We start from the raw sequence: 11,007 nt of genomic DNA on the forward strand, positions 1-11,007 counted from the left end.
ACTTATTCCTCAATTTTACCGCCAGCAGCTTCGATAGCAGCACGAGCACCTTTAGTAACACGCAGGCCACGAACAGTTACCGGAGTAGAAACTTCACCAGCCAGGATCACTTTCGCGAACTCGATCTGGATACCGATAATGTTTGCTGCTTTCAGCGTGTTCAGGTCTACAACGCCGCCTTCAACTTTCGCCAGGTCAGACAGACGGATTTCCGCCGTGATCGCTGCTTTGCGAGAGGTGAAGCCGAACTTCGGCAGACGACGGTACAGTGGCATCTGGCCACCCTCGAAACCGCGACGTACGCCACCGCCAGAACGAGAGTTCTGACCTTTGTGACCACGACCACCGGTTTTGCCGAGGCCAGAACCGATACCACGACCCAGGCGTTTACCCGCCTTTTTAGAGCCTTCGGCCGGAGACAGAGTATTTAAACGCATCTCTTACTCCTCAACTTTAACCATGAAGTAAACCGCGTTGACCATACCACGAACAGCAGGAGTATCCTCGCGCTCAACGGTATGACCAATACGACGCAGACCCAGGCCAAGCAGCGTTGCCTTGTGTTTCGGCAGACGACCGATTGCACTGCGGGTTTGAGTGATTTTAATAGTCTTTGCCATGGTCAATTACCCCAGAATTTCTTCAACGGATTTACCACGCTTGGCAGCGACCATTTCTGGAGAATTCATATTTTCCAGGCCATCAATAGTTGCACGAACCACGTTGATCGGGTTGGTGGAACCATATGCTTTAGCCAGAACGTTATGAACCCCAGCAACTTCCAGAACGGCGCGCATTGCACCACCGGCGATGATACCGGTACCTTCTGAAGCTGGCTGCATGAATACACGAGAACCCGTGTGAACACCTTTAACTGGGTGCTGCAGGGTGCCGTTGTTCAGCGCGACGTTAATCATGTTGCGACGGGCTTTTTCCATCGCTTTCTGGATCGCTGCTGGAACTTCACGCGCTTTACCGTAACCAAAACCAACGCGACCGTTACCATCGCCTACTACAGTCAGAGCTGTGAAGGAGAAAATACGACCACCTTTAACGGTTTTAGATACGCGGTTTACCGCGATCAGCTTTTCCTGCAGTTCGCCAGCCTGTTTTTCGATGTGAGCCATCTTACACCTCTACCTTAGAACTGAAGGCCAGCTTCACGGGCAGCATCTGCCAGTGCCTGGACACGACCATGATATTGGAACCCGGAACGGTCAAAGGAAACATTGCTGATGCCTTTTTCCAGAGCGCGTTCAGCAACAGCTTTACCTACAGCTGCAGCGGCGTCTTTGTTACCGGTGTACTTCAATTGTTCTGAGATAGCTTTTTCTACAGTAGAAGCAGCTACCAGAACTTCAGAACCGTTCGGTGCAATTACCTGTGCGTAAATATGACGCGGGGTACGATGTACCACCAGGCGAGTTGCACCCAGCTCTTTGAGCTTGCGGCGTGCGCGGGTCGCACGACGGATACGAGCAGATTTCTTATCCATAGTGTTACCTTACTTCTTCTTAGCCTCTTTGGTACGCACGACTTCGTCGGCGTAACGAACACCCTTGCCTTTGTAAGGCTCAGGACGACGGTAGGCGCGCAGATCTGCTGCAACCTGACCGATCAGCTGTTTATCAGCGCCTTTCAGCACGATTTCAGTCTGAGTCGGGCATTCTGCAGTGATACCGGCCGGCAGCGGATGCTCAACAGGGTGTGAGAAGCCCAGAGACAGGCCTACTGCATTCCCTTTGATAGCTGCACGATAACCTACACCAACCAGCTGAAGCTTTTTAGTGAAGCCTTCGGTAACACCAACAACCATTGAGTTCAGCAGGGCACGCGCGGTACCAGCCTGAGCCCAACCATCCACGAAACCATCACGTGGACCGAAGGTCAGAGCGTTATCTGCATGTTTAACTTCAACAGCTTTGTTGAGGGTACGAGTCAGCTCGCCGTTTTTACCTTTGATCGTAATAACCTGACCGTCGATTTTTACATCAACGCCGGCAGGAATAACGACCGGTGCTTTAGCAACACGAGACATTCTTTCCTCCGATTAGGCTACGTAGCAGATAATTTCGCCACCAAGACCAGCCTGGCGCGCTGCACGATCAGTCATAACACCTTTAGAGGTAGAAACAACTGCGATACCAAGACCAGCCATAACTTTTGGCAGCTCATCTTTTTTCTTATAGATGCGCAGGCCTGGGCGGCTGACACGCTGAATGCTTTCTACAACAGCTTTACCCTGGAAATACTTGAGAGTAAGTTCCAGTTCCGGCTTGGTGTCGCCTTCAACTTTAAAATCTTCGATAAAACCTTCTTCCTTCAGCACGTTGGCAATTGCCACTTTCAGCTTGGCGGAAGGCATGGTGACCGCAACTTTGTTCGCGGCCTGACCGTTACGGATACGGGTCAGCATATCCGCGATCGGATCTTGCATGCTCATCTGTCTTTACTCCCGTGATTCAATTGGTAATTACCAGCTAGCCTTTTTCAAGCCTGGCACTTCACCGCGCATGGCGGCTTCACGCAGTTTGATACGGCTCAACCCAAACTTGCCCACATAACCATGTGGACGACCTGTTTGACGACAGCGGTTACGCTGACGAGACGGGCTGGAATCACGCGGCAGAGACTGCAGCTTGAGAACCGCATTCCAACGATCTTCGTCGGAAGCGTTCACATCAGAAATGATCGCTTTCAGTTCAGCGCGTTTAGCGAAGAATTTATCAGCTAAAGCTACGCGCTTTACTTCGCGTGCTTTCATTGATTGCTTAGCCATTCAGTAACCCTACCTTACTTGCGGAACGGGAAGTCAAAGGCAGCCAGCAGAGCACGGCCTTCTTCGTCAGATTTCGCAGTAGTGGTAATGGTAATATCCAAACCACGCACGCGGTCGACTTTATCGTAGTCGATTTCTGGGAAGATGATCTGCTCACGGACACCCATGCTGTAGTTACCACGACCGTCGAAAGACTTAGCGGACAAGCCACGGAAGTCACGGATACGTGGAACAGCAATAGTGATCAGGCGCTCAAAGAACTCCCACATGCGTTCGCCACGCAGAGTTACTTTACAGCCGATCGGATAGCCCTGACGGATTTTGAAGCCTGCAACAGATTTGCGTGCTTTGGTGATCAGCGGTTTTTGACCGGAGATTGCTGTCAGGTCAGCTGCTGCGTTATCCAGCAGTTTCTTGTCAGCGATCGCTTCACCAACACCCATGTTCAGGGTGATCTTCTCGACCCGAGGGACTTGCATGACAGAATTGTAGTTAAACTCGGTCATGAGTTTCTTAACTACTTCGTCTTTGTAGTAATCATGCAGTTTCGCCATCGTACTACTCCAAATTACTTGATAGTTTCGCTGTTAGACTTGAAGAAACGGACTTTTTTACCGTCTTCGAATCTAAAGCCTACACGGTCAGCCTTGCCGGTAGCCGCATTGAAGATTGCAACGTTAGAAACCTGAATAGCAGCTTCTTTTTCAACGATGCCACCTGGTTGGTTCAGGGCCGGAACCGGCTTCTGATGTTTCTTAACCAGGTTGATACCTTCAACGACAAGTTTGCCGGAAGACAGAACATTTTTTACTTTACCGCGTTTACCTTTATCTTTACCGGTTAACACGATAACTTCGTCATCACGACGGATTTTCGCTGCCATGATTCGCTCCTTAGAGTACTTCTGGTGCCAGAGAGATAATTTTCATGAACTTCTCAGTACGAAGTTCACGAGTTACCGGCCCAAAGATACGCGTGCCGATAGGCTGCTCGCTGTTATTGTTTAAAATAACGCATGCATTACCATCGAAGCGAATGACAGAACCGTCAGGGCGACGAACACCCTTCTTGGTGCGCACCACTACCGCCTTCAGCACATCACCTTTTTTGACCTTACCACGTGGAATTGCTTCTTTGATGGTGATCTTGATGATGTCGCCTACGCCTGCGTAGCGACGGTGCGAGCCACCCAGAACCTTGATACACATTACGCGACGTGCACCGGAGTTGTCGGCGACGTTCAGCATAGTCTGTTCTTGGATCATTTTAGTGCTCCGCTAATGTCAACTACTACCTGAGACTCTAAAATCAGAGCCGTTAAAAAGCCCCATATCGAGGGCGCGGCATTATAACACCGCTTCTGCAATATGGGTAGAAAAAATAAACGGCTCATCGCTGAGCCGTTTATTCGTATTGAGAAGGCGTACTGTATTACAGAACCGCTTTCTCTACAACGCGAACCAGCGTCCAGGACTTAGTCTTGGACAGTGGACGGCATTCACGGATTTCAACCTTGTCGCCGATACCACATTCGTTGTTCTCGTCATGTACGTGCAGTTTGGTCGTACGCTTGATGAATTTACCGTAGATCGGGTGTTTCACAATACGTTCGATAGCTACAACAATGGATTTCTCCATTTTGTCGCTAACAACACGACCTTGCAGAGTACGGATTTTATCGGTCATTACGCACCCGCCTTCTGAGTCAGTAAAGTCTTAACGCGTGCAACATTGCGACGCACTTGCTTCAGCAGGTGAGTCTGTTGCAGCTGGCCACTTGCAGCCTGCATACGCAGGTTGAACTGCTCACGCAGCAGGTTCAGCAGCTCAGCGTTCAGCTCTTCAACGCTTTTTTCACGCAGCTCTTTTGCTTTCATTACATCACCGTCTTAGTTACAAAGGTGGTTTTGATAGGCAGTTTCGCTGCTGCCAGGCCGAAGGCTTCACGGGCCAGCTCTTCCGGAACACCGTCCATTTCATACAGGACTTTGCCCGGTTGGATCAAGGCAACCCAGTACTCCACGTTACCTTTACCTTTACCCATACGAACTTCCAGCGGCTTCTCGGTGATCGGTTTGTCCGGGAATACACGGATCCAGATCTTACCTTGACGCTTAACTGCACGGGTCATTGCACGACGTGCTGCTTCGATCTGACGTGCAGTCAGACGACCACGGCCAACAGCTTTCAGACCGAAAGTGCCGAAGCTAACATCCGTACCCTGCGCCAGACCACGGTTGCGGCCTTTGTGCACTTTACGGAATTTTGTACGCTTTGGTTGTAACATCAGCGACGCTCCTTATTTACGGCCTTTACGCTGCTGCTTTTTAGGTTGAGCAGCCGGTTTTTCCGGTTGTTCAACAGCAGCCATACCACCCAGGATCTCACCTTTGAAGATCCATACCTTAACGCCGATTACACCGTAAGTGGTGTGCGCTTCAGAGGTGTTGTAGTCGATGTCAGCACGCAGAGTGTGCAGCGGTACGCGACCTTCACGGTACCATTCGGTACGTGCGATTTCCGCGCCGCCCAGACGGCCGCTAACTTCAACTTTGATACCTTTAGCGCCCAGACGCATTGCGTTCTGTACAGCACGCTTCATAGCACGACGGAACATAACACGACGTTCCAGCTGTGAAGTGATGCTGTCAGCAACCAATTTAGCGTCCAGTTCAGGCTTACGAACTTCAGCGATATTGATCTGTGCAGGAACGCCAGCGATATCCGCTACGACCTTGCGCAGTTTTTCTACGTCTTCGCCTTTCTTACCGATAACGATGCCAGGACGAGCAGTGTGAATAGTCACACGGATGCTCTTCGCTGGACGCTCGATAACGATACGAGATACAGACGCTTTAGCCAGTTCCTTAGTCAGGTACTGACGTACTTTAAAATCGCTGTCCAGGTTGTCAGCGAATTCTTTGGTGTTCGCAAACCAGGTAGAGTTCCATGGTTTTACAATACCCAGGCGAATACCATTAGGATGTACTTTCTGACCCATTGCTAGTCTCCAGAGTCTCAGCGATCGGACACAACCACAGTAATGTGGCTGGTGCGCTTCAGGATGCGATCTGCACGACCTTTCGCACGCGGCATAATGCGCTTCATGCTTGGGCCTTCATCTACGAAAATTTTCGCGACTTTCAGATCGTCGATGTCAGCGCCATCGTTGTGTTCAGCGTTAGCAATGGCAGATTCCAGTACTTTCTTGACCAATACCGCAGCTTTCTTGTTGGTATAGGTCAGGATGTCCAGGGCCTGCGACACTTTCTTACCGCGAATCAGGTCAGCAACAAGGCGAACCTTCTGTGCAGAAGAACGAGCATGGCGATGTTGAGCTAAAGTTTCCATCTCTTCCTCCTACCTTATTTCTTCTTCGCTTTTTTATCAGCAGCGTGGCCGCGATAAGTACGAGTCGGTGCGAATTCACCCAGTTTGTGACCAACCATTTCGTCGGTAACAAAGACTGGAACGTGCTGACGACCATTATGGACAGCGATGGTCAAACCGATCATGTTAGGAAAGATCGTTGAACGACGGGACCAAGTGCGCAGGGGCTTCTTGTCTCCGCTTTCCACCGCTTTCTCTACCTTCTTCAGCAAGTGCAGGTCAATAAAAGGACCTTTCTTGAGAGAACGTGGCATGGCTTATCCTCTAAAATTATTTGCTACGGCGACGTACGATAAATTTATCAGTACGCTTGTTGCTGCGGGTCTTCTTACCTTTGGTCTGAACGCCCCACGGAGATACCGGGTGCTTACCAAAGTTACGACCTTCACCACCACCATGTGGGTGGTCGACTGGGTTCATCGCAGTACCGCGAACGGTAGGACGAACACCACGCCAGCGTGCAGCACCTGCTTTACCCAGAACGCGCAGCATATGCTCAGCATTGCCAACTTCGCCCAGAGTAGCGCGGCAGTCTGCTTCGACTTTACGCATTTCACCAGAACGCAGACGCAGGGTGACATAAGCACCATCACGCGCAACGATCTGAACGTAAGTACCCGCGGAACGCGCCAGCTGACCGCCTTTACCTGGTTTCATTTCTACGTTATGAACGGTAGAACCAACCGGGATATTGCGCATCGGCAGGGTGTTGCCTGCTTTGATTGCAGCATCAACGCCAGACTGAATCTGGTCGCCAGCTTTCAGGCCTTTAGGGGCCAGGATGTAACGGCGTTCGCCGTCTTTGTACAGAACCAGCGCGATGTTCGCGGAACGGTTCGGATCGTACTCAAGACGTTCAACAACTGCTGGGATACCGTCTTTGTTGCGTTTGAAGTCAACAATACGATAAGCCTGCTTGTGGCCACCACCGATGTGACGAGTGGTGATACGGCCATTGTTGTTACGACCACCGGATTTGCTGTTTTTTTCCAGCAACGGAGCAAAAGGTTTGCCCTTGTGCAGCTCAGGGTTAACCACTTTAACTACGTGGCGACGACCCGGAGATGTCGGTTTACATTTAACAACTGCCATTGTATTACTCCTCCGACTTACTCAGCGCCGCCAACGAAGTCCAGATTCTGGCCTTCTTTCAGGGTGACGTAAGCTTTTTTCCAGTCGCTACGACGACCGATACGCTGTCCGTGACGTTTAACTTTCCCTTTAACGACCAGGGTGTTAACGACTTCGACTTCGACTTCAAACAGTTTCTGCACAGCAGCTTTGATCTCTGCTTTGGTCGCGTCTTTAGCAACTTTGAGAACGATGGTGTTTGTTTTTTCCATCGCAGTAGACGCTTTTTCAGAAACGTGCGGTGCGCGAAGCACCTTCAGCAGACGTTCTTCACGAATCATGCCAGCATCTCCTCAACTTGCTTAACAGCATCAGCAGTCATTACGACTTTGTCGAAGGCGATCAGGCTAACCGGGTCGATACCAGTCGCATCGCGTACGTCAACCTTGTGCAGGTTACGTGCGGCCAGGAACAGGTTCTCGTCCAGCTCACCGGTGATGATCAGCACATCTTCCAGAGCCATGTCTTTCAGTTTCTGTGCCAGCAGCTTAGTTTTAGGCGCTTCAACAGAGAACTTCTCGACAACGATCAGACGATCCTGACGTACCAGTTCGGACAGGATGCTTTTCAGCGCGCCGCGGTACATCTTTTTATTAACTTTTTGACTGTGGTCCTGTGGACGCGCAGCGAAGGTCACGCCACCTGAACGCCAGATCGGGCTCTTGATAGAACCTGAACGCGCACGGCCGGTACCTTTCTGGCGCCATGGCTTTTTGCCAGAACCAGTTACTTCAGCACGAGTCTTCTGAGCACGAGTACCCTGACGAGCACCAGCTGCATAAGCAACAACAACCTGGTGAACCAGCGCTTCGTTGAAATCACGACCGAAGGTAGTTTCGGAAACAGTCAGCGCGCTCTGCGCGTCTTTCAATACTAATTCCATTGCTATCCCCTTACGCCTTCACAGCTGGTTTAACGATCAGGTCGCTACCGGTTGCACCCGGGACCGCACCTTTAACCAGCAGCAGGTTGCGCTCAGCGTCAACACGTACTACGTCCAGGCTCTGAACGGTTACACGTTCGTTACCCAGCTGACCTGCCATTTTCTTGCCTTTGAACACTTTGCCCGGAGTCTGGTTCTGACCGATAGAACCCGGAACGCGGTGAGACAAGGAGTTACCGTGGGTAGCGTCCTGGGTACGGAAGTTCCAGCGCTTAACGGTACCAGCAAAACCTTTACCTTTAGAGGTACCGGTTACGTCAACTTTTTTAACGTCAGCAAACAGCTCAACGCTAATGTCCTGACCTACGGTGAACTCTTCGCCTTCAGCAAGACGGAATTCCCACAGACCACGGCCAGCTTCTACGCCAGCTTTAGCGAAGTGACCCGCTTCTGGTTTGGTTACACGGTTAGCTTTTTTAGCACCAGTGGTAACCTGAATAGCGCGGTAGCCATCGTTAGCCAGATCTTTAACCTGAGTAACGCGGTTTGCTTCAACTTCGATTACGGTTACTGGGATAGAAACGCCATCTTCAGTGAAGATGCGGGTCATACCAACTTTTTTACCGACTAAACCAATCATTGTTTCAACCTCTCAATCGCTCGATGACCTGATTAACCCAGGCTGATCTGCACGTCTACACCGGCAGCCAGATCCAGACGCATCAGAGCATCAACGGTTTTCTCAGTTGGCTCAACGATGTCAACCAGACGCTTGTGAGTGCGGATTTCGTACTGATCGCGCGCGTCTTTGTTAACGTGCGGAGAGATCAGAACGGTGAAGCGCTCTTTGCGGGTCGGCAGCGGGATCGGACCACGGACTTGCGCACCAGTGCGCTTAGCAGTCTCGACGATTTCCGCGGTTGATTGATCGATCAGACGATGATCAAACGCTTTAAGGCGGATACGGATTCTTTGGTTCTGCATGAGACCAGAGCTCCAATTATTTTATAAACGAAAATGATTACTCCTCAAACCCATTACGATTGATGGGAGAGTGTAACCGTTCTTACGTAGCTCCCCAATTGGGAGCATTGTTGAGTAACAAAATGAGCTACTCTGGTTCTGATTGAACCCGCCGTCAATTACGACAAGCCCGCGCATTATACGTAAATCTGGGCAAGACGCAAGTGCCGTTTAGAAATTAAGCGCCAATGTCGCAGGGTGCGTAAGAGCGCGCAACGTTTCATGCAATGTATTCTGTGTCGATGCTTTGTTTCGAGCCGCTACGCATCCCCGTTTTTTGTGCATTGCCGGACCGGCCGATTATGACGAGTATGCGCTCAAATTCGTTTGAGGCCTTATTCATGCTGACCACCCTCCCCTTTCTGCTGATCTATCTTTCACTGACAGCCTTACTTGTAAATGCCGATATTCGCTACGGTCTGCTTCCCGATAAATTTCTCTGTCCGCTGCTATGGGCAGGACTGCTCTTTCAGCTCTGTATCCAACCTGATTTTCTGCCGAGTGCGGTCGCGGGTGCGATGGCCGGATATATTGCCTTTGCCGTTATTTACTGGGGCTATTGGTTTATCTGCCGGCGTGAAGGAATGGGATATGGCGATGTGAAGTACCTGGCGGCACTGGGTGCATGGCATGGCTGGTGCGTACTGCCTGCGCTGGCGTTGCTCGCGGCACTGATGGCGCTTCTTTGTATTCTTGTTTTTTCGGTAATCCGCCCTGATAAGAAGGCAATAAAAAACCCGCTGCCATTTGGGCCATTTCTGGCAGCAGCGGGTTTATGCGTAGGGTGGAAGACGTTGGTTATTCTTCCACTTTAATCTGTGACTGAAGATAGTTTTGCAGGCCGATTTTAGCAATGAGATCCAGCTCTGTTTCCAGCCAGTCAATATGCCCTTCTTCATCGGCCAGGATCTGAATCATCATATCGCGGCTGACGTAGTCATGTACGCTGTCAGCATAGGCAATGGCTTCACGGAGATCTTTGGCACCTTCAAGTTCTAGCCTGAGGTCGGAACGCAGCATCTCTTCGACATCTTCTCCGATGCCCAGCTTGCCGAGATCCTGCAGGTTTGGAATGCCTTCAAGGAATAAAATACGCTCGATATATTTATCAGCGTGTTTCATCTCATCGATAGATTCATGGTACTCAACGTCGTTTAAACGTTTGAGTCCCCAGTTTTTGAACATTCTCGCGTGAAGAAAGTACTGGTTGATTGCGACAAGCTCATTTCCCAATAATTTATTGAGATAACTTATGATTTTAACATCACCTTTCATTATATAGTCCCTCCGCTTCCACTCATTGAAGCGTAGATCGGGCTACAGGGATGTCAAAGAAAAGATGGGCGCTTACGCGATCTCTTTGTATTCCGGGATCTGCATCAGCTCGTCCTGCATAATCTCTCGCGCAGCACGTACGCATTTACCGCATTGATTTCCCACCGGAACAAATTTGCGAAGCTGCTGGAATGACTGGGGCTGAAACTGGCGAACGGCCTGACGTATTTTTTTGTCGCTTACACCATTACATAAACAAACGTACATAGAAACTCCCGTTCAAATTATGCGCAAAGTGTAAGTGAGAATGGTTATGATTACAATAGCACAAACGCCAGAATGCGGGGCGGGAGCAGGCAAAAAATGCGAAATTTTGTGACAACGCCTGAGCGGCAGAAAACAAAAAAGGACGCCGAAGCGTCCTTTTTTTATTCGGGGATAATTAATTAGCCCAGAACTTTAGCAACAACGCCCGCGCCAACGGTACGGCCGCCTTCACGGATTGCGAAACGCAGACCGTCGTCCA

The 11,007-nt window shown here is 50.3% G+C and carries 25 protein-coding genes; 1 reads left to right on the top strand and 24 read right to left on the bottom strand.

The window, feature by feature from the left end; genetic code table 11:
- Positions 1–2: 2 nt before the first annotated feature.
- From rplO to rpsJ, 21 genes are all read right to left on the bottom strand, one after another.
- On the bottom strand, positions 3–437 hold the full coding sequence (gene rplO / locus HMPREF3143_RS10560) for a 50S ribosomal protein L15 (protein ID WP_003863304.1): 435 nt from the start codon (positions 435–437) through the stop codon (positions 3–5).
- 3 nt (positions 438–440) lie between these two features.
- Positions 441–620 (bottom strand): 50S ribosomal protein L30, encoded by a 180-nt coding sequence (gene rpmD / locus HMPREF3143_RS10565; RefSeq protein ID WP_003863301.1) that lies wholly within the window; start codon positions 618–620, stop codon positions 441–443.
- 6 nt (positions 621–626) lie between these two features.
- A complete protein-coding gene (gene rpsE, locus HMPREF3143_RS10570) occupies positions 627–1,127 on the bottom strand; it encodes a 30S ribosomal protein S5 (RefSeq protein WP_003863299.1) in 501 nt (166 codons plus the stop codon).
- A gap of 14 nt (positions 1,128–1,141) precedes the next feature.
- Positions 1,142–1,495 carry a 50S ribosomal protein L18 gene (rplR, locus tag HMPREF3143_RS10575; protein WP_003863297.1) on the bottom strand — a complete coding sequence of 118 codons (354 nt, stop codon included), beginning with the start codon at positions 1,493–1,495 and terminating at the stop codon, positions 1,142–1,144.
- Positions 1,496–1,504: 9 nt separating this feature from the next.
- Entirely contained in the window at positions 1,505–2,038 is a 534-nt protein-coding gene (gene rplF, locus HMPREF3143_RS10580; RefSeq protein WP_003863296.1) for a 50S ribosomal protein L6, read from the bottom strand.
- Positions 2,039–2,050: 12 nt separating this feature from the next.
- Positions 2,051–2,443, bottom strand: coding sequence for a 30S ribosomal protein S8 (rpsH, locus tag HMPREF3143_RS10585; RefSeq protein WP_006178918.1), 393 nt, complete (start codon positions 2,441–2,443; stop codon positions 2,051–2,053).
- A 30-nt stretch (positions 2,444–2,473) separates the two neighbouring features.
- Positions 2,474–2,779 (bottom strand): 30S ribosomal protein S14, encoded by a 306-nt coding sequence (gene rpsN, locus HMPREF3143_RS10590; protein ID WP_003863291.1) that lies wholly within the window; start codon positions 2,777–2,779, stop codon positions 2,474–2,476.
- A 14-nt stretch (positions 2,780–2,793) separates the two neighbouring features.
- On the bottom strand, positions 2,794–3,333 hold the full coding sequence (gene rplE / locus HMPREF3143_RS10595) for a 50S ribosomal protein L5 (RefSeq protein WP_001096202.1): 540 nt from the start codon (positions 3,331–3,333) through the stop codon (positions 2,794–2,796).
- 14 nt (positions 3,334–3,347) lie between these two features.
- Positions 3,348–3,662: a 50S ribosomal protein L24 gene (rplX, locus tag HMPREF3143_RS10600; protein ID WP_003863287.1), complete on the bottom strand. Its 315-nt coding sequence runs from the start codon at positions 3,660–3,662 to the stop codon at positions 3,348–3,350.
- A 10-nt stretch (positions 3,663–3,672) separates the two neighbouring features.
- The gene (gene rplN, locus HMPREF3143_RS10605; RefSeq protein WP_002919748.1) at positions 3,673–4,044 is read right to left on the bottom strand and encodes a 50S ribosomal protein L14; all 372 of its coding nucleotides are present in this window, start codon (positions 4,042–4,044) and stop codon (positions 3,673–3,675) included.
- Positions 4,045–4,210: 166 nt separating this feature from the next.
- A complete protein-coding gene (gene rpsQ, locus HMPREF3143_RS10610) occupies positions 4,211–4,465 on the bottom strand; it encodes a 30S ribosomal protein S17 (RefSeq protein WP_008503489.1) in 255 nt (84 codons plus the stop codon).
- Entirely contained in the window at positions 4,465–4,656 is a 192-nt protein-coding gene (gene rpmC / locus HMPREF3143_RS10615; RefSeq protein ID WP_003863282.1) for a 50S ribosomal protein L29, read from the bottom strand. Before rpmC ends, rpsQ begins: the two co-directional genes overlap by 1 nt.
- Positions 4,656–5,066: a 50S ribosomal protein L16 gene (rplP, locus tag HMPREF3143_RS10620; RefSeq protein WP_002919759.1), complete on the bottom strand. Its 411-nt coding sequence runs from the start codon at positions 5,064–5,066 to the stop codon at positions 4,656–4,658. Before rplP ends, rpmC begins: the two co-directional genes overlap by 1 nt.
- 12 nt (positions 5,067–5,078) lie before the next feature.
- Entirely contained in the window at positions 5,079–5,780 is a 702-nt protein-coding gene (gene rpsC, locus HMPREF3143_RS10625) for a 30S ribosomal protein S3 (protein ID WP_000529945.1), read from the bottom strand.
- A gap of 17 nt (positions 5,781–5,797) precedes the next feature.
- A complete protein-coding gene (gene rplV, locus HMPREF3143_RS10630) occupies positions 5,798–6,130 on the bottom strand; it encodes a 50S ribosomal protein L22 (RefSeq protein WP_002919773.1) in 333 nt (110 codons plus the stop codon).
- A gap of 14 nt (positions 6,131–6,144) precedes the next feature.
- Positions 6,145–6,423, bottom strand: a complete 279-nt coding sequence (gene rpsS, locus HMPREF3143_RS10635) for a 30S ribosomal protein S19 (protein ID WP_001138117.1) — start codon at positions 6,421–6,423, stop codon at positions 6,145–6,147.
- 16 nt (positions 6,424–6,439) lie between these two features.
- Positions 6,440–7,261 (bottom strand): 50S ribosomal protein L2, encoded by an 822-nt coding sequence (gene rplB, locus HMPREF3143_RS10640; protein WP_008457150.1) that lies wholly within the window; start codon positions 7,259–7,261, stop codon positions 6,440–6,442.
- Positions 7,262–7,278: 17 nt separating this feature from the next.
- Positions 7,279–7,581, bottom strand: a complete 303-nt coding sequence (gene rplW / locus HMPREF3143_RS10645; RefSeq protein ID WP_000617546.1) for a 50S ribosomal protein L23 — start codon at positions 7,579–7,581, stop codon at positions 7,279–7,281.
- The gene (rplD, locus tag HMPREF3143_RS10650; RefSeq protein ID WP_000424395.1) at positions 7,578–8,183 is read right to left on the bottom strand and encodes a 50S ribosomal protein L4; all 606 of its coding nucleotides are present in this window, start codon (positions 8,181–8,183) and stop codon (positions 7,578–7,580) included. Before rplD ends, rplW begins: the two co-directional genes overlap by 4 nt.
- Positions 8,184–8,193: 10 nt before the next feature.
- On the bottom strand, positions 8,194–8,823 hold the full coding sequence (gene rplC, locus HMPREF3143_RS10655) for a 50S ribosomal protein L3 (RefSeq protein ID WP_003863274.1): 630 nt from the start codon (positions 8,821–8,823) through the stop codon (positions 8,194–8,196).
- Between the two features lie 32 nt (positions 8,824–8,855).
- Positions 8,856–9,167, bottom strand: coding sequence for a 30S ribosomal protein S10 (gene rpsJ / locus HMPREF3143_RS10660; protein WP_001181005.1), 312 nt, complete (start codon positions 9,165–9,167; stop codon positions 8,856–8,858).
- A gap of 380 nt (positions 9,168–9,547) precedes the next feature.
- Between rpsJ and HMPREF3143_RS10665 the strand changes: the two genes are divergently transcribed.
- The gene (locus HMPREF3143_RS10665; protein ID WP_021242968.1) at positions 9,548–10,021 is read left to right on the top strand and encodes a prepilin peptidase; all 474 of its coding nucleotides are present in this window, start codon (positions 9,548–9,550) and stop codon (positions 10,019–10,021) included.
- On the opposite strand, the gene bfr is transcribed toward HMPREF3143_RS10665, so the two are convergent.
- The 3 genes from bfr to HMPREF3143_RS24750 all read right to left on the bottom strand — a co-directional run.
- Positions 10,005–10,481, bottom strand: coding sequence for a bacterioferritin (gene bfr, locus HMPREF3143_RS10670; protein ID WP_008503492.1), 477 nt, complete (start codon positions 10,479–10,481; stop codon positions 10,005–10,007). The two genes, HMPREF3143_RS10665 and bfr, sit on opposite strands and share 17 nt — an antisense overlap.
- Before the next feature lie 72 nt (positions 10,482–10,553).
- Positions 10,554–10,748, bottom strand: a complete 195-nt coding sequence (bfd, locus tag HMPREF3143_RS10675; RefSeq protein WP_008503493.1) for a bacterioferritin-associated ferredoxin — start codon at positions 10,746–10,748, stop codon at positions 10,554–10,556.
- A gap of 179 nt (positions 10,749–10,927) precedes the next feature.
- Positions 10,928–11,007: EF-Tu C-terminal domain-related protein (locus HMPREF3143_RS24750; protein ID WP_001184434.1), on the bottom strand; the 80-nt coding region annotated here is incomplete at its 5' end.

Source organism: Enterobacter sp. HMSC16D10, from assembly GCF_001807145.1.
GTDB lineage: Bacteria > Pseudomonadota > Gammaproteobacteria > Enterobacterales > Enterobacteriaceae > Enterobacter > Enterobacter roggenkampii.